At 64.6% G+C, this 16,389-nt stretch carries 17 protein-coding genes, 1 tRNA gene and 2 pseudogenes; 7 read left to right on the forward strand and 13 right to left on the reverse strand.

Going from position 1 to position 16,389, the window contains the following annotated elements; translation table 11 throughout:
* The first annotated feature begins 32 nt into the window (after positions 1-32).
* The 5 genes from DC31_RS13245 (at position 33) to DC31_RS17195 (ending at position 4,419) form a co-directional block, all read left to right on the forward strand.
* Positions 33-1,655 carry an MFS transporter gene (locus tag DC31_RS13245; RefSeq protein WP_051606960.1) on the forward strand — a complete coding sequence of 541 codons (1,623 nt, stop codon included), beginning with the start codon at positions 33-35 and terminating at the stop codon, positions 1,653-1,655.
* Positions 1,652-2,116, forward strand: coding sequence for a DUF3237 domain-containing protein (locus tag DC31_RS13250; RefSeq protein ID WP_051606963.1), 465 nt, complete (start codon positions 1,652-1,654; stop codon positions 2,114-2,116). The genes DC31_RS13245 and DC31_RS13250 overlap by 4 nt, the downstream gene beginning before the upstream one ends.
* A gap of 295 nt (positions 2,117-2,411) precedes the next feature.
* Positions 2,412-2,552: a hypothetical protein gene (locus DC31_RS18495; protein WP_160173243.1), complete on the forward strand. Its 141-nt coding sequence runs from the start codon at positions 2,412-2,414 to the stop codon at positions 2,550-2,552.
* Between the two features lie 77 nt (positions 2,553-2,629).
* A complete protein-coding gene (locus DC31_RS13255) occupies positions 2,630-3,844 on the forward strand; it encodes a Fic family protein (RefSeq protein WP_036280803.1) in 1,215 nt (404 codons plus the stop codon).
* A gap of 128 nt (positions 3,845-3,972) precedes the next feature.
* Complete coding sequence (locus DC31_RS17195; protein ID WP_081813859.1) at positions 3,973-4,419, forward strand: DoxX family protein; 447 nt, start codon at positions 3,973-3,975, stop codon at positions 4,417-4,419.
* Between the two features lie 293 nt (positions 4,420-4,712).
* Here the strand turns inward: DC31_RS17195 and DC31_RS13265 are convergent.
* Positions 4,713-4,785, reverse strand: a tRNA-Arg gene (locus DC31_RS13265).
* Between the two features lie 114 nt (positions 4,786-4,899).
* On the opposite strand from DC31_RS13265, the gene DC31_RS13270 reads away from it, so the two are divergent.
* The gene (locus DC31_RS13270) at positions 4,900-5,571 is read left to right on the forward strand and encodes a 4'-phosphopantetheinyl transferase family protein (protein ID WP_051606967.1); all 672 of its coding nucleotides are present in this window, start codon (positions 4,900-4,902) and stop codon (positions 5,569-5,571) included.
* Here the strand turns inward: DC31_RS13270 and DC31_RS13275 are convergent.
* From DC31_RS13275 to DC31_RS19680, 7 genes and pseudogenes are all read right to left on the reverse strand, one after another.
* Positions 5,534-6,895, reverse strand: coding sequence for a M1 family metallopeptidase (locus DC31_RS13275; RefSeq protein ID WP_235201511.1), 1,362 nt, complete (start codon positions 6,893-6,895; stop codon positions 5,534-5,536). The genes DC31_RS13270 and DC31_RS13275 overlap by 38 nt on opposite strands.
* The gene (locus DC31_RS19660) at positions 6,892-8,304 is read right to left on the reverse strand and encodes a Pls/PosA family non-ribosomal peptide synthetase (RefSeq protein ID WP_235201512.1); all 1,413 of its coding nucleotides are present in this window, start codon (positions 8,302-8,304) and stop codon (positions 6,892-6,894) included. Before DC31_RS19660 ends, DC31_RS13275 begins: the two co-directional genes overlap by 4 nt.
* Entirely contained in the window at positions 8,238-9,089 is an 852-nt protein-coding gene (locus tag DC31_RS19665; protein ID WP_235201547.1) for a hypothetical protein, read from the reverse strand. Before DC31_RS19665 ends, DC31_RS19660 begins: the two co-directional genes overlap by 67 nt.
* A 48-nt stretch (positions 9,090-9,137) precedes the next feature.
* Positions 9,138-9,248, reverse strand: a pseudogene (locus DC31_RS19670) (phosphopantetheine-binding protein); the annotation flags it as partial.
* Positions 9,249-9,397: 149 nt separating this feature from the next.
* Positions 9,398-10,807 (reverse strand): annotated as a pseudogene (locus tag DC31_RS19675) (amino acid adenylation domain-containing protein); the annotation flags it as partial.
* 11 nt (positions 10,808-10,818) lie between these two features.
* Positions 10,819-11,328, reverse strand: coding sequence for a hypothetical protein (locus DC31_RS13285; RefSeq protein WP_036280805.1), 510 nt, complete (start codon positions 11,326-11,328; stop codon positions 10,819-10,821).
* 352 nt (positions 11,329-11,680) lie between these two features.
* Positions 11,681-12,001, reverse strand: coding sequence for a hypothetical protein (locus DC31_RS19680; RefSeq protein WP_235201513.1), 321 nt, complete (start codon positions 11,999-12,001; stop codon positions 11,681-11,683).
* Between the two features lie 79 nt (positions 12,002-12,080).
* On the opposite strand from DC31_RS19680, the gene DC31_RS13295 reads away from it, so the two are divergent.
* Positions 12,081-12,917, forward strand: coding sequence for an SDR family NAD(P)-dependent oxidoreductase (locus DC31_RS13295; RefSeq protein WP_036280807.1), 837 nt, complete (start codon positions 12,081-12,083; stop codon positions 12,915-12,917).
* A 17-nt stretch (positions 12,918-12,934) separates the two neighbouring features.
* Here the strand turns inward: DC31_RS13295 and DC31_RS13300 are convergent, their stop codons facing one another.
* The 5 genes from DC31_RS13300 to DC31_RS13320 form a co-directional block, all read right to left on the reverse strand.
* Entirely contained in the window at positions 12,935-13,801 is an 867-nt protein-coding gene (locus DC31_RS13300) for a hypothetical protein (RefSeq protein WP_235201514.1), read from the reverse strand.
* Entirely contained in the window at positions 13,798-14,043 is a 246-nt protein-coding gene (locus DC31_RS13305; RefSeq protein WP_036280809.1) for a hypothetical protein, read from the reverse strand. The genes DC31_RS13300 and DC31_RS13305 overlap by 4 nt, the downstream gene beginning before the upstream one ends.
* Positions 14,044-14,084: 41 nt before the next feature.
* On the reverse strand, positions 14,085-14,756 hold the full coding sequence (locus DC31_RS13310; RefSeq protein ID WP_036280811.1) for a GntR family transcriptional regulator: 672 nt from the start codon (positions 14,754-14,756) through the stop codon (positions 14,085-14,087).
* A 65-nt stretch (positions 14,757-14,821) separates the two neighbouring features.
* On the reverse strand, positions 14,822-15,502 hold the full coding sequence (locus tag DC31_RS13315; RefSeq protein WP_268748247.1) for an NADPH-dependent F420 reductase: 681 nt from the start codon (positions 15,500-15,502) through the stop codon (positions 14,822-14,824).
* A 9-nt stretch (positions 15,503-15,511) separates the two neighbouring features.
* The gene (locus DC31_RS13320) at positions 15,512-16,384 is read right to left on the reverse strand and encodes a sulfurtransferase (protein ID WP_036280815.1); all 873 of its coding nucleotides are present in this window, start codon (positions 16,382-16,384) and stop codon (positions 15,512-15,514) included.
* Positions 16,385-16,389 lie beyond the last annotated feature (5 nt).

Consider the following 16,389-nt stretch of genomic DNA (forward strand, 5'->3'; position numbering starts at 1 on the left):
TTCGTTCCCCCACTACAAGGAAGTAGTCCACCGTGTTATCCACCACCCCTGGCGCGGTCACGCGCCCTATTCACAACCCCACCATCTGGGTCTCAGCCGCAGCGGTGCTCGTCGCCCAGATGTGTTTGACCGTACTCGCACCACTGAACGACGTCATCCAATCGACCTACGGTGCAAGCGCGACACAGCTCACCTGGCTCACTGCTGCCGTCTTCGCACCGACAGCACTCCTGGAGCTCAATTTCGGCGTGCTCGGGGACATGTTCGGGCGCAAGAAGCTGATGCAAATCGGCCTTGGGTTTGTCGCAATCGGTGCCGTCGTCGGGATCTTCGCAGACTCGCTTCTCATGCTCGCGATCGCACTGGTCATTCTCGGACTCGGTGCTGCCACGCTCTTGCCCTCAACGCTCGCGTCAGCGGCAGAGTTCTCCCCCAATGCGGAGTCGCGTGCGCACGCACTCTCACGGTGGGCAATCGCGATCTCCATCGGCGCGGCGGTGTCTCCGCTGCTGTCGGCGATCATGGTCCAGCAGACAGGCTTGGGGGGAGCATTCTCGCCCGTCTTGGTCGCCGCGGTAATCGCGTTCGTTCTGGTCACCCGATTCGCGCAGGAAAGTCGCTCGGCGCAGAAGCGGGCTTTCGATGTTCCAGGCCAGATTCTGATCATCGTCGGATTGTTGGCGTTCATCTTCGCAATCATCCACGGCTCAGAAGCAGGCTTCGGCAGTCCTGAGGTCATCATCTCGTTGGCTGTGGCGATCGTCGCCCTCGTCGTGTTCGCTTGGGTCGAGTTCCGCAGCAAGAACCCGATGTTCCAGGTGCGTCTGTTCAAGATTCCGGCATTCGCCGCAGCCGCTGCGGTGGGCCTGCTCGGCATGCTGAGCTTCATGGGCACCGCCTACGCGATGGCGATCAAGCTGGGTCCCATTGCTCACGCAGCGCCCCTCATGGTGGCACTCCCGTTCGTGCTCATCCAACTCGTTCCCCTGGTGCTGGCGCGCTGGCTACCGGGGCTCATCCACCGCATCTCTCCGCGCACACTGCTGGTGTTCGGTCTCGTGATTCTTGCGATCGGTCAGGTGTGGCTTGCTGTTCTGGCGGATGGCACGACCGACCTTCTTGCCCTCGCAGTTCCGATTCTTCTGCTCGGCGTCGGATTCATCGTGATGTTCACCTCTCTGACTGCTGCGGCTGTCAACTCTGTGAGCCACGAGCACATCGGCATGGCATCAGGTGCGACCAGCCTCGTGCGCGAAACGGGGCAGACCTTGGGCCCGGCAGTCGTTGCTGCTGTCGCGCTCGGAAGCGCATCAGCGGCGACAGCAAACGGACTGAATTCCGCTGACCTCCCGGCCGAAGTTGCCGGTGTGGCAAATGAGGTCTTCACCCAAGGCGGCCCACTCGCCGTCGCCAACGCGCCGCTCCCGGAAGCGATCCACGACGCGGTCGCCCCTATCGCCACAGCTGCGCTGGAGCACGGGTTCGATCTGGGGTTGCTGACGATGGCCGGACTGTCGATCATTTCAGCACTCATCGTGCTCATCGTCATGAGGGGATCAGCGGCGACTACGCCGCTTTCCGCCGATGAGACAGACCTCGCCGAACACCACACTTCTGCGGCGGCTCAGAGCACAACCGAGGAGAAGAGCGCATGACGCTGGAGCTATCGCCCTTGTTCACCCTTGAGGTAGACCTCGATACCCCGCTCGAAGTGGGACGAGTCGCGGCCGGGACGCGCCGCGTCATCCCAATACTCGGTGGAACGTTCGCAGGCCCCGCCCTTTCGGGAACGATTCTGCCCGGCGGTGCAGACTGGAATCTTGCCCGCAGTGACGGAATCACCCACTTGTGGGCACGCTACACGCTTCGCACCGAGGACGGCGCCCACATCATGATCACCAACGAAGGGTGGGGCACCCAGGACGACGCGACGATGCAACGCGTCTTCAGCGGCGAGCAGCAGAATACGGACAGCTGGTATTGCCGCACCCAGCCCCACTTCGAAGTCGACCTCGATGGACCTGTCGCCTGGCTCAACGACATCGTGTGCATCGGCAGTCTGCGCGCACCCCACCGCGCCGACCGAGTGACCGTCGACATCTTCAGCGTGAGCTGACGACGATGTTCCGCGTCAAGGTGGCTGTGTGTGATCTTGCCGTGCGTTCATGCAATGGCAGAACTCGAAGCCAACCAACGACCGCGAGTATTGGTGCCCGGTGAACACATAGGTGCACACATTGCGCGGGCAGGTGCAATGAGCCACGCTCGCCGACCTACGGTGGGATTTGAACCCATACGCCCCACTTCCGTCTCGGTCTCGCGGATTCATGCGGATTCGATCAGGGAGGCATCCCGCTTCGATCAGCTGGATCTGTATCAGCTCGACCTCGAAACGATCCCGGTGCTCGTTGATGAACCAGATCATCTCGGTCAGGGCGGTCGAGCTTCTTCGCGAAAAGCGTGCTCGCCGCCTTGAGTATCTCGTTGGCCTTGCGACGCTCAGCGTTCTCGTTCTGCAGCCGCTTGCGGATGCGGTCCCGCGATTGTGGTGACCGAAATCGGTAATTTCGCCCAGCAAATCACCGGTTAGCTATTCCAAGTGGGAATTTGCGCAGGTAAACTATCGGTTATGGACGAAGATCGGATCTTGCAGTGGCCGCGCCACGGCGTCGAAACGCTTCCCTGGCAGCAGCAGGTTCGTGGTGGCACCCGCGAAGACCGGATGATGCGGTTCGTAGATGCGACCATCCCTCCGTTCATCCGCGAGCTCGACTACATGCCGCCACTGAAGGTGATGCTCCACACCGAGCGCGCATTGCTAGCTGTAGCCCAGGCCGACACCGACGCCGAGGGGCACTCCGCCGCCCTCAGCCGCTTCATGGTCCGTTCCGAGTCCGCCGCCTCGTCGAAGATCGAGCGCATCAACGCTTCCGCCCGCGACTACGCCAAGGCGCTCGCCGGCAACAAGGGAAACACCTCCGCCACCAGCATGGTCGCAGCCTCCGCCGCACTCCACGAGCTGATCACCAAGGTCGGTGAGAGCGGTCGCTTCGAGCTCGACTACCTCATGAGCGCCCACCGCGCGCTCATGGCCGACGATCCCCAGGAAGCCGACTACGCCGGTCACCTCCGCGACATGCAGAACTGGATCGGCGGCAGCGACCACTCCCCTCGGGGCGCACTCCACGTTCCCCCGGCGCCCGAGCGCGTGCCCGAACTGATGGACGACCTCATCGCCTACCTCAACCGGGACGACGTACCCGTGATGACGCAGGCCACGATCGGTCACGCCCAGTTCGAGTCCATCCACGCCTTCACCGACGGCAACGGTCGCATCGGCCGCGCTCTCGTCTCTGCCGTGCTGCGGCGTCGAGGCGTCACCCGAAACGCGGTGGTCCCCCTCGCCAGCGGCCTGCTCGCCCGCCGCGACGACTACTTCGCCGCCCTCGGCTCCCACCGACTCGGCGACCCTGCACCGCTCATCGACCTGTTCGCGCTCTCTACGCGCGCGGCCGCCGAATGCTCCCGCGAGACCATCGCCCGTCTGAAGGCGATGCCCGCACTGTGGGCTGCAGATTTGAAGCCGCGCGCGAACTCCGCTGCGGCTGCTCTCATCCAGGCGTTCTACGACCACCCCGTCATGAGCACCGACGAGATCGAAGCCACAGCCGGTTCCCCCACGGCCGCCTACAGGGCGATCGACCAGCTGGTCGACGCCGGCTTCATCGAGGAGATCACGGGACGCAAGAAGGACCGCGTCTGGGCGGCATCCGAAGTGATGGCCGAACTCGACGATCTTGACCGCCACATCCAAGCAGACATGCACGAAGGAAAGCAAGGCTGATGCTCGAGTGGATCTGGGAGAAGACACCGGACGGGACCAGCCGGTTCGTGCTGGGCACGCGTGGTCGCGGCTCGTGAAGACGGCGGCAAGCTGACGACCGAGTGCGATCGCCAAGCAGCACCCGTTCGATGTCACGGACCAAAACAATCACCTGCTGGGCAACTACCGGGATGCTCTCGTCCGGGCTGCTCGGATCCGGGATCCAACAGCTATTCCGGGTCGAAGCGAAGGGAGCGATCGCGATCCTCGTCTCGAAGGTCCCGATCGTCAAGGAATGGGCGTACGCGGGGATCGGATTCCTGCTTACTGGAGCGCTGTTCTCTCACATGGCGGTGGAAGACTCCTCGGTGGAGCTGCTTCCGGCACTGTTCTTGCTCGCACTTGCGGTGGCGTCGTGGCAGCACCCGCTCGTGGCAGTTCGCACACACAAACCGTCTGCGGGTATGAGCTACGCGTTTGTCAGGTTTTGTGTGCTCAGCGTCAGGCGGACGTACGTGAGATGTTCGCGCGCGATCACGACAGTGAGCCCTAGCTCCTCCCGAAAGTGGTTCATGGGGACAAAATCGCTGCAGTGACACCGGCACCCCCCATTCGTACAAGGGCCTCGTCGACCGACAGTACGATGCGAGGGACTCTCGCTCGACCGTTACCTGACCACCGGTCACCCTGAGCGACTCGGTCGCACCGAGGCATCCGAGTAGCTGATCGCCGGCATCCACCGCTCCGCTGTCGGGATCGTTTTAGTGCACACGTTGGTGCACATACGTGTGGCGTTCTGTGGCGCACCGCGTCAGGGACGCCAGGCGAGAAACAAGAAAAAGTGCCGGGATTCCGGCACTTTTTTCTTGTTTACTGTCTCAACACTCTGTGCGCCCGAAGGGACTCGAACCCCTAACCTTCTGATCCGTAGTCAGATGCTCTATCCATTGAGCTACGGGCGCATCTTTTGGCCTGCTTCTCAGCGAAGCGGGCCTCAGCAAGAATACATGACGAAGTGCCCCAACGCGAAACCGGCCGCGGCATCCGGTTGCAGGCCCCGGCAATAGTCTGAAGACATGGACGTCGGGCGCGCAACAGTCGGGGTAGTTCGCCTCGCCTGGGCGGATGCACGCACGGCCCCCGCAACGGCCGACGAGGTGCTCCGCACGCTCACCGCCGCCCAACACCAGCGCTACGCAAGCCTGCCCCCAGCACGCGCCGCCCGGTTCATCGCTGGCCGCAGCCTCATCGCGTCTCTGGTGCACGAAATCGTCGGCAGACCGGAGCCAATGTACGAGATCTTCACCCTCTGTGCGCACTGCGGCAGCGCCGATCATGGCAAGCCGCACACGACGGCGCCCGTCGTGATCAGTGTCAGCTACGTCGGTGACATGGTGGTGGCTGCCGCCGTCGCATCCGATCACGCGACATCCATCGGGGTCGACATCGAAGCCGTCCCCGCAGGCGGAGAATCAGCCCCGCGGGAAGAACTCACAGCCCTCTTCACGCCCAGTGCGCCGCCAGACACCCGCACCTGGACGATGATCGAAGCCGCCCTCAAAGCCGACGGCCGTGGCCTGCGGGTAAGCCCGGAAAGACTCCAGTTCGCAGCCCCCGAGACTGCGAACCCGGGCTGGCTGAGCGTACACATCGACGGAACGGATGCCGGAATCATCGCAACCCCGGCCCCCGCACCCACCGGATTCGTGGTCAGCCTCGCCCTGAGCCCCGTCGCCTCGCGGCGGTGACCGGAGCCACAACCGCACCCGCAGGGAGCGCAGGCAGCTCGCGTTGCTCAAGCCATTCCTCGAACAACCCACCCAGGGCCATGCCGGACACCTCTTCGGCGAGCGCGATGAACTCCGGCGTGCTCGTCGCCTCGCCCCGGTAGCGCTCGGTCCAAATACGCAGTGCCGAGAAGAAGGCCTCATCGCCGATCGTGAGCCGCAAAGCGTGCAGCGTGAGCGCCCCGCGCTTGTAGATCCGGTCGTCGAACATCAGGTCAGCGCCCGGGTCACCCAGCAGCAGATCCTTCTCCAGCAAGCTCAGCCGACCATAGTGCGTGAGCGCCTTCGCATGCGCTGTGGGCCCACCCGATCGCTCTGACCAGATCCATTCGGCGTAGCAGGCGAAGCCTTCGTTGAGCCAGATGTCGTGCCATGCGGCGATGCCGACACTGTTCCCGAACCACTGGTGCGCGAGTTCGTGAGCGACGAGACGCTCAAGACCCCCGACCCCATCGATGTGGTTCGCTCCGAAGATGCCCATCCCCTGCGCCTCCAGCGGGATCTCCAGATCGTCCTCGGTCACGATGGCGACGTAGTCCTCGAAGGGATACGGTCCAAAAGTCTCTTCGAATACCGACATCATCTGCCCGAGGTCGGCGAAGTCGGCGTGCACTCGAGCCGCAAGCGGCTGCGGGTAGATGAGACGTGCCGACACTGATCCCAGCGCTACCTGCTCGGTTGTGTAGCGACCGATCTGCACTGTCGCGAGATATGTCGCGGTCGGTGCGACGCTCTCGTACACCCAGGTCGTCTTGCCGCCACGAGTCGTGCGAGACACCTCGCGCCCGGTCACGGCGACGGTGTATCCCGCATCCGTGCTCACGCTGATGCGATACATCGCCTTATCAGCGGGGACGTCGTTGCACGGGAACCAGGTCGCCGCCCCCGTGGGCTGCGATGCCACAAGCACACCGTCTTCGAGCTCTTCCCACCCGATCGTGCCCCAGCGGGTCCGACGTGGCCGGGGCGCACCCGCATACAAGATCGTCGCCTCGAACTCGTCCCCAGGCGCCAACTCACTGGGAAGCGTGATCCGCAGCTTGCGATCGGTCTGCCGGAAGGATGCCGCCTTCGCACCGGTGACGCGCACTTTGGTCGCGCGAAGCCCCACGAGGTCGAGTGCGATCGTCTTCGTCGAGGCGACAGCGGTGCCACGCACCACGGCCGTGCCACTCAACCGGTTCGTGGTGACTTTGTAGTCCAGCGTCAGGTCATAGTGGCTGACCGAGATGTGCGGGTCACCACTTTGCGGGGTGTACGCGTCGGAGTTCACCTGTCCGGTCACTTGTCCGCAGCCTGGTAGGCGCGGACCTTGACGGCGCGCCACGGGCCGATGGGGTTCCCACTCCAGCGGCTGCCGACGGGCACCGTTTCACCGCGCATCACGAGTGAGGCGGGTCCGACGGTGGCGTTCGCGCCAATGTTCGCCGCGGGCAGGATCACGCTGTGCGGCCCGAGGGTTGCGCCGGCCTCGAGGACGACGTTGTCAATGCTCATCACTCGATCATGGAACAAATGCGTCTGAACCACACATCCGCGGTTGACTGTGGCGCCGTCGCCGAGCGTGACGAGGTCGGGTTCTGGCAACCAGTAACTGTCGGTCCAGACACCTCGGCCGATCTTCGCGCCGAGCGTCCGCAACCAAATGGCGAGGGCCGGAGTTCCGGCAGCGGCGTTCGCGAACCACGGTGCCGCGACCATCTCGGTGAACGTGTCCGAAACCTCAGTGCGCCAGACGAACGATGACCAGAGCGGATGCTCCCCCACCCGAATCCGTCCCACGAACGCCCACTTCGCCGCCGTGGTCACCAGCGCCGCTACAGCACCCGCGAGCATGACGACAACTCCCGAGAGCACGACAGCGCCGATCACACCGGTCACATCGATCAGCCACGCGAGAGTGAACAGCACTCCGACCCCGATCGCACAGCTCACGATGACGGGAAACAGGCGGCACAGCTCCCAGAGAGTACGCGCGATGCGTAGTCGCACCGGGGGGTTGTAGGTGCGCTCCTGATCGGCGTCGTTCACGATTCGACGCAGCCGCACAGCGGGCGAACCCAACCACGACGACCCGCGCTTGGACTTCTCCGGAGCAACCGAGAGCACGGCGACAAGCCCATCCCTTGGCACGCGGTGCCCTGGACCGGCCATGCCGGAGTTTCCGATGAACGCACGCTTGCCGATGCGCGCATGCGCGATGCGCATCCACCCGGATCGCAGTTCATATGTGGCGACGAGCGTGTCATCGGCGAGGAACGCGCCGTCGTCGATCGTCGTCATCGACGGCAACAGCAGGACGGTGGATGCTTCTACACTGCGCCCGACCTCGGCACCCAGCATCCGCAACCATACGGGGGTGAACAGACTCGAGTAGATCGGGAACAGGAAGGTACGCGCAGAGTCGAGCAGTCGCTCGATCGTCCACGCCTGCCACGCGACACGCCCGCGCACCGGATGCACGCCCTCGCTCAGCCCGATCGAGAGCAGCTTCACGATGAGAACGACCGCGCCGGCGAATGTGATTCCGACGGACAGCGTCGCGGGCACCAGCCAGGCGGTAACTCCAGGGATCGCATCCGCGATCGCATCGGCGCCGCGGATGCCCTGCGCAAGAAGCGCCCCGCCTACCGCAAAAGAGACGAAGGGTAGAAGACCGAGGACGCCGAGGAGCCGGCATACGCCCACATCCACCTGCGCTTGTTCGGTGGCGCTTCGGACGCGAGCGGAGCGGATGTCCCGCCGACGCGCACCGCGGGAGATCCTGCCCAACGCTGGTGCGCGCGCACACGGCCGAATACTGCTGAGCCTGGTGCGATTTCCGCACCTCGGCCGATCTTCGCTCCAGGAGCGAGGGTGCTGCGTGCGCCGATGACGGCGTCGGCTCCGATCCGGATGCCACCGATGCGAACAGTGTCGCCATCGATCCAGTAGCCGGTGAGATCAACCTCCGGCTCGATGGACGCGCCCTCGGCGATGTTGAGCATTCCGGTGACCGGAGGCAGCGTGTGCAGGTCGACGTGCGGGCCGATCTTCGCGCCGAGCGCACGGGCGTAGTACGTCACCCATGGTGCTCCGGCCAACCCCACCGGGTCGACCTGGTGGGCGATCTGCTCGGCAAGCCAGAGCCTCAGATGCACGCCGCCGCCGCGCGGGTAGTCACCAGGCAAGACACCCGCGAGCAGTACACGTGCGGCAACAGCGGAGAACGCCATCCGTCCAAACGGGGTCACGAAGATCGCGAGACCGAAGACCAGCGCCCACCCGGGCACCTGCGGAAGTATCTCGAACCCAGGGAAGAGTCGCAGAATCCACGACGCCGTCAGCAGCCACAGCGTCCAGCGGATGCCGGTGAGAATGAACAGCGGCACACCGGCGATGCTCTGCACCCACTGCATCAGCCGCGGAGTCGGACGAGGGATGCTGAAGGTGGTCTGCTGATGGTCCTCATCCGCTTCGGCTTCCACTGCGTTCGCCATCGGCCGCAGGCGCGGCAGATCGTAGACGTCGGCCATGGTGAATTCGGGCGCTCGCGTGCGGATGCGCGAGACCAACTGCGCCGCGGCGAGCGAACCACCACCCAGCTCGAAAAATCGGCGGTCTCGTCGGCCGGACGGATGCCGAGTACCGACTGCCACTGTTCTGCGAGCCAGGTGCTGGTACCGGTGAGAGTCGAGTCTGACTCATCGGTGTCGGTGAGTGGCCACGGCAGAGCAGCCTTGTCGACCTTGCCGGATGTGCGCACGGGCAGATCGTCGACGACGGCGAGCAGCGGGATGAGCGGCGCCGGAAGTTTCTCGGCAAGTTCCGCTCGCGCGGCCTGACGGTCAAAGCCTTCAGCGGGTACGACGTAGCCGACCAGCAGCGAGATGCCAGCGTCGGAGCGCTGCACGACGACGGCGGCTCCGTTCACGGCTGTCAGAGCTTGGAGCGCGGACTCGACCTCGCCAAGTTCGATACGGCGGCCGCCGACCTTCACCTGATCGTCAGCGCGACCCTGGAAGAGGAGCCCCTCAGTGTCATAGCGGACGAGGTCGCCAGAGCGGTAGGCGCGATCCCAGCCGAGCGTCGGCATTGGAGCGTACTTTTCGGCATCCTTCGCGGGGTCAAGGTAGCGGGCAAGTCCCACGCCCCCGATGATCAGCTCACCGACTTCGCCCTCGGCAACGCGTTCACCCGATTCGTTCACGACCGCGAGAGACCAGCCCTCCAGCGGCAGGCCGATGCGCACAGGGCCCTCTCCGTCGAGGAGAGCCGCGCAGGCGACCACGGTGGCCTCGGTCGGACCGTATGTGTTCCAGACCTCACGGCCTTCGCCCACCAGTCGTGCAACAAGTTCGGGCGGGCATGCTTCGCCGCCGAAAATCAGTAGGCGAACGTTCTCGATCGCGTCCTGCGGCCAGAGCGCGGCGAGAGTCGGCACGGTCGAGACGACGGTGATGCTGTGGCCGACAAGCCAGGGTCCAAGGTCTTCGCCAGAGCGAACCAGCGCGCGCGGCGCGGGCACGAGGCACGCACCGTACCGCCACGCGAGCCACATCTCTTCGCACGAGGCGTCAAAAGCTACCGAAAGGCCGGCGAGCACGCGATCGCCAGGGCCAAGCGGTACGTCTTGCAGAAAGAGCCGCGCTTCGGCGTCGACGAACGCCGCGGCGGAGCGATGCGAGACAGCAACGCCCTTCGGCACGCCGGTCGAGCCGGAGGTGAAGATAATCCATGCATCGTCGTCGACCGTCGGCGGCGGAACGATTGCGAGCGAGCTGGTGGCCGGATGCGGCGCCTCGCCGTCGAAGAGTTCGCTCGCAGACTCACCATCGTGAGGCGTGTACGTTCCATCACCGGTGATGACGCCCCGCACGTGCGCCTCGCCAAACACGAGGTCGGCGCGCTCCTGAGGATCGTCGGCGTCGACAGGAACATAGGCTGCGCCCGCGGCCATGATCCCGAGGATCGAGATGTACAGCTGCCGCCCACCGGACGGCATCCGCACCCCGATCCGGTCGCCGCGGCGCACGCCCTGCGCGCTCAGATGTGCGGCTGTGCGCCACACCTGGGCGAGAAGTTCGGCGTAACTCAGGGCCCCGTCAGCATCTTCAAGAGCCGATGCTTCGGGGTGACGCTTCGTTGCGTCGCGCAGAATATCAATAAGAGTCCGCGGCTCCGGAGCATCCGAGGCGCGGTCCAGGGTCTCCTGCACGGCGGCGCGCGTCAGGCAGTCAGCAGCGCGATGAGCTGCGCCTTAGAGAAGCGCGAGTAGCCCGTCTTACCTCCGGCACGCGCCCGCTCTCGCAGCTGCACGACCGTGAGCGAGTCCAGACCGCCGGCCGGATCGGCAGGCTTGGTAACAGCGGGCTTGCGGACTGCGGGCTTGGCCGGATCGGGCTTTTCGGCCTTCACTTTGGCAGCAGCGTTCTTCGACTTGGCAGCAACATCCTTTGCGGCAGCCTTCTTCACGGCAATCCGCGCCTCAGCCTTGTCGGATGCTTTTGCCACGGCCTCGATCGCCGCAACGGCCTTCTTCTCGACCTTGCGCGGCTTGTTCTTGATCTTCTTCTTCGAGACTTTCGCGGCGTCCTTCGCCTCGTCGGCCACGGCCCGGAGCTTCTTTGCGTCCTTCTTCGGGAGAGTTCTGCTCAGCTTCTTCGCGTCCTTCGCGGCGGCAGCGGCCGCCTCGAGCGCTGATTCCGCCGACTTCTCCGCCTTCGTGGATTTCGCCATCGGTACACCTTCTTCAGTCACGAGCCCCGCGGTAGTGCGGCTGGCTGAGGACGTAAAGGTTACAGGGTCAAGCGAACGGCTGGATAACCAGATCTAAGGCGGTGAAGCACCGACTAGGACGCAGCCTCGCGCTTTCGCTTGGCGCGCTGAGCGGATGAGAGCGCTTGCAAATCGACGAGCCGGAGCGCCTGCATGCGTGCCTCTCGCATCGTGTCGTACTCGGGGTCTTGATCGGGGCGCATACCTTCAACGCGGAGTCGACGATCGAGGTTGCCGCGCACGTCTGCCCATGCGGCTTCGCGGGCACCTTCAACAAGTGCACCGAGCTTCTCGGGATCTTCAGCGATCGCCTTCAGCTTCTCTGCAACTCCGGTGGATTGCCGGGCCCGGCGCGAAGGTTGCGCACATCGCGGTCGCGATAGTCATGCGTACCCGAAGGATCGGAGTGCCGGCCGCGCGCGCGTCGGCGGAGCCCAGTAACCATCTCAGCCGCCTGATCCGACTCGGCAGCCATCGCGAGCAGCGCGTCACGCGCGTCATCGAGGTATCGGGAAGAGTCAAAAACGCCGCCCTGAGCGATCGTGCCGACGAGGATCTGATTCTTCACCGTCAAGCGTGCCGCGGCCGTGGCGATGGCAACGCCCTCGGCGATGGCATCCGCATTTCGTCCCACCACAACCTCCTCCCAAAAGAATACCGTTACCGTCTGACGCCAGTCTCAGTCAGAATAGGGCGAGACATCAGGAGGATGTATGCGACAGATCACCCTTGCAGGAAACACCACGGTGATCACCGGTGCCGCCAGCGGTATGGGTGCTGAACTCGCGCGCCAACTCGCCTCAGCGGGAGTGCACCTCGCCCTGCTTGACTACAACGCCGAGGCACTGGCATCCGTCGCCGAAGATCTCCCCGGAACCGTCACCACTCACATCGTCGATCTGCGCGATGACGATGCGGTCACTGCCGCCGCGGCGGAAGTGATCGCAGCCCATCCACGAATCAATGCACTCATCACCTGTGCCGGCTCGTCTATGCTCGGCAGCCTCGAACAGCTCACGATGGAAGAGATGCGCTGGCTCATGGACGTCAACCTCTGGGGCACGGTGTCAATCACGAAGGCGCTCCTGCCTGCTCTGGGCGCGCGACCCGCCGCCCATATCACCCACCTCGCCAGCGTCTACGCCCTCGCAGCGCCCGCCGGACGCGTCCCCTACTCGATGAGCAAGTTCGCTGTTCGCGGCTTTTCTGAGGCGCTGCGTCACGAATTGGAAGGCAGCACAATCTCGGTCGGTGCGGTCTACCCCGCCGGGGTGCGCACCGGAATCATCCTGCACGGACGCTACGCCGCCACCATCGACCCTGCTGTCGCTGCGCGGGCGGCATCAGCGCAGGCCGCGATGTATCACACCGAACCCAGGGATGCCGCGGCGCGCATCATCCGTGCGACTCAGCGCCGAAAAGCCAGGGCGATGGTCGGTCGTGAGGCCGGACTCATCGACGCGCTCGTGCGGCTTGCTCCGGTCAGCTACTGGCGCGCGATGCGCGGACCACTCCGCCAGGCGACCGATACGACGACTCCGGTTACCTGACGGGCGACCGCAGGCGCTCAGCGCACGGAGCCGACCCAGATGGCGGATGCCCAAATCTGCTGATCGCCGTCGCAGCCGACGGAGCCCGGGTATCCGCGCACCAGCGCCATGCAGTTCGCCAGAAACTCGGGGTCGCCATCGAAGAGTGAGTAATAGGCCGACGAGTCGTTCAGCGCGCCCCACACTTGAAACTGGTAGATGTGGCCGAGCTCATGCGCCATGGCCCAGTTGATCCGCGACTCGCTCCAGTCACCGACGTCAGCACGGTACTTGATGTAACCATTGCTGTTCGCGCACGCCGGTGCAGAGCCTCCAGCGCAGGATGACGACTCGTACAGCCCCACGCCACCGCCTCCGACGCGATCGAGTGCCGCCCGCACTCTGGCGTAGCCATCCGAACTGCTGCTCGTGGAGAGCCGGCCATCACCGGCGCTCTGCTGCGCAACTTGCCAGGCTTTGACCTCGGCGTCGATCTTCGTAGCGAGCGCTGTGATCGTCGCTGTGGCGTTGGTGATCGTCGTCGCGTCACGCGTCTCGGCCCGCACGGTCTCCTGAGTCGCAAGCGCTGCAGCGCGGTGCACTGCCGTGTCGATCTTGCCGTCGGCGTTGACGAGCGCAGTGCGAAGGGTGGCGAGTGCGGAGATGAATTCCGGTCGCGCTGCGAGCACAGCATCCAGTCCATCCTGCGCTGGCTGGTCGTGCGCGATGAGAGCGCGGATGTATTCACCGCGAGCCGTCGTGGTCCTGATCTGCGATGCCAACTGCTCGCCCTGATCGACCAGGGCTGCACGTTCGACTGCCACTGCCTCGGTTTTCGCCGTGATCGCGCCTCCACTGATCACCATGACGCTCATGGCGATCGCGATCGCACGTCGAAACCTCACTCGAGAAAACCTTCGGTGTCGGCGACCTGGTTCTCTTGCGCCGCGATTGCCGCGCGCAACGACGTCAAGGTCTCGGCAAGCGCCAGATTGTCTGCCCTGGCATCTTCGAGGTCCTGTTCGAGTTCAGCGACATTCTGGCGCGCACGCTCGACCCCTGCTTCCTGCTCCTGATCGGCGAGCACAACGAGCGCGCCTCCGCCTAGAAGCAGAAGGCCGCCTACGCCAAATGCAAGAATTCGCATACGTCTTCCCGGTGCGAGGAGTCTGCTTCGCACGGTTCAATCTAGTCTTGCGAGGCTCCCGGCCGCGACGTCATACTGCGGAAATGTTCCTCTGCGATCTCGCTGCCAGAGGCAAGATGAACCGTCGCCATCGTCCGCACCAAACCCGTGTCACGCATCGCGATCGCCTCATACAGTTCGCGGTGCTCCGCCGCCATCAAGATCAGATCGCTGTGCATGCCGAACAGCCACTTCATCCGGGTAGCGAAGACACTCACCAGTTCTATGAGCATCTCGTTGTCAGCGAGCACGGCCATATGCTCGTGAAACATCCCCGAAGCCACGCGGGCTTCACGCGTGTCGCCCGCAATAGCCGCGAGTTCCTCGCGCTCTACGATCTGGTTCAACTCAGCAAGCCCTGCCTCGTCATGACGCTGAGCTGCCAACACGAACAGTTGCGTCTCGACTGACGCCCGCACTTCCGCGAAGTCCTGAATGTCGCGGAGTGTGAACTCCCGCACGACTGCCCAGCTCCTCGGTCGGGCGACGACAATGCCGTCGGCGACGAGTGCGCGGATCGCCTCGCGTACGGGGAGTCGAGAGACCTCCAACTCCGCCGCGATGTCGCGTTCTACCAGGCGCGCCCCCGGCAATCTCCTGCCCGCCACAATGTCATCACGCAACAACCTCGTCACGCGAACCGACTCAAGCTCACTGCCTCCGACCCCCGCCATATCCGCATTCTCGCACTCATCTGTTTTCTGCGCCAGATTGGTATCCCATATGACGGGGTTATCAGTCAGGGGAGGCGGTTGGCCTTCGCGAGGTTCGCCTTCAGCTCGTCGGCATTCTGTCGCACCACGTAGGCAGGGCGATCCCGTTCAACGCGCCACGACTCACTGAGCGGACCCACGTTGACCGTGTCGAAACCGAACTCGTCATACAGCTTGGTCGCGAATTCAACTGCCTCGGGGAAATCACTCGACGTCGCCAGAGCGCGCCGGTTCGGCGTTCCGGCCGGCGCCACATCGGTAGTGATGTCTTCGGAGCGGATGTGGTTAAAGGCCTTCGCCACCTTCGAGGTGGGCAGGTGTTCTTGCAGCATCTGCGAGCTGGTCGTCTCGCCCTTGTCCAAGGCGTCGATGTGACCGTCCCGCTCGAAGTAGTAGTTGTTGGTGTCGAGCACGATCTTGCCGGACAACGGCTCGACAGGTACGTCGGCGAGCGCATGCAGGGGCACGGTTACCACGACCACATCGCCAGCGGCACCAGCCTCGGCGGGGATGGCCGCCTGAGCCTTCGGTCCGAGTTCGGCGACCAGGTCCGAGAGCGTCTCCGGTCCGCGTGAGTTCGAGATCACGACGTCGTAGCCTGCAGTGACGGCCGCGCGTGCGACCTGGCTGCCGATGTGTCCTGCACCGATAATTCCTAGAGTTGTCATGTCTAGGGCAACGTGCGCACGCGCACTATATTCCCTCACCGCTGACGGCTATACCGTGGTCAGCCGCCCCGACGGCAGGATGCCGACCGCAACGCGCCGACCTCGCGTATTGGCCCATTGACTCCACGACCCTGGATAAACGCGCGCACGGATGCCGGTGTGCGCGAGCGCCAGCGCCGAGTGCATGGCCGCCACCCCGGAGCTGCAGTAGACGGCAACCTCGGTGTCAGCGCTTACGCCCGCGCTGGCGAAAATGCGGCGCAGAACTTCGGGCCGTTGCAGCCGTCCGTCGCCTCCCACCGTCGCCATCGCGGGAAGATTCACCGCCCCTGGAATGTGCCCGCCGACCGGATCGCTGCCCGAGTGCACACCGCTGTACTGCTCTGGCGTGCGCACGTCGAGCAGCACTCCGCGTTCGGAGAATTTATCGACCTGCTCGATCGTGAGCACCTCGGAGGTCTCGTCCGCGCCGAGGAGGACCCCACCCGGCGCCGGAAGCACGTCACCGTTGGCGAGTGGAAGGCCTTCGGATGCCCAGGCGCGGATCCCACCATCCAGAACTCTGGCGTCGACCCCGACGCGTCTCAGCATCCACCAGAGCCGCGCTGCCGGAACACTGCGATTGTCGTCGTAAGCGACGACAATGTCGCCGTCATCGACGCCCCAGCTGCGCGCAGCGCGCTGCAGATCGTCATAGGCGGGCAGCGGATGCCTGCCGTCCTGCGGGTCGCCGCGTCGGGTGAGCTCACGCTCGAGGTCAACGTAGACAGCGCCGGGCAGATGCGCACGAACGTACTCCGGCCGCCCCTCAGGACGATCGAGCCGCCAGCGCACGTCGAGCAACCGGACGGCGGGACCGGTGCCGTGCTCTGCGGCGCGCTGCAGATGGATCAGCTGCGCCACACTGACCAGGTGGCTCATCTGCC

Origin of the sequence: Microbacterium sp. CH12i, assembly GCF_000685355.1 — a bacterium.
Lineage (GTDB): Bacteria > Actinomycetota > Actinomycetes > Actinomycetales > Microbacteriaceae > Microbacterium.

Coding starts and splice junctions, on each gene's coding strand:
- DC31_RS13320 (WP_036280815.1), bottom strand. CDS start 16,384: ATGAGCCACCTGGTCAGTGTGGCGCAGCTGATCCATCTGCAGCGCGCC.
- DC31_RS13255 (WP_036280803.1), top strand. CDS start 2,630: ATGGACGAAGATCGGATCTTGCAGTGGCCGCGCCACGGCGTCGAAACG.
- DC31_RS13250 (WP_051606963.1), top strand. CDS start 1,652: ATGACGCTGGAGCTATCGCCCTTGTTCACCCTTGAGGTAGACCTCGAT.
- DC31_RS13305 (WP_036280809.1), bottom strand. CDS start 14,043: ATGCGAATTCTTGCATTTGGCGTAGGCGGCCTTCTGCTTCTAGGCGGA.
- DC31_RS13295 (WP_036280807.1), top strand. CDS start 12,081: ATGCGACAGATCACCCTTGCAGGAAACACCACGGTGATCACCGGTGCC.
- DC31_RS13285 (WP_036280805.1), bottom strand. CDS start 11,328: ATGGCGAAATCCACGAAGGCGGAGAAGTCGGCGGAATCAGCGCTCGAG.
- DC31_RS18495 (WP_160173243.1), top strand. CDS start 2,412: ATGAACCAGATCATCTCGGTCAGGGCGGTCGAGCTTCTTCGCGAAAAG.
- DC31_RS19665 (WP_235201547.1), bottom strand. CDS start 9,089: ATGGCGAACGCAGTGGAAGCCGAAGCGGATGAGGACCATCAGCAGACC.
- DC31_RS13310 (WP_036280811.1), bottom strand. CDS start 14,756: ATGGCGGGGGTCGGAGGCAGTGAGCTTGAGTCGGTTCGCGTGACGAGG.
- DC31_RS13270 (WP_051606967.1), top strand. CDS start 4,900: ATGGACGTCGGGCGCGCAACAGTCGGGGTAGTTCGCCTCGCCTGGGCG.
- DC31_RS17195 (WP_081813859.1), top strand. CDS start 3,973: ATGTCACGGACCAAAACAATCACCTGCTGGGCAACTACCGGGATGCTC.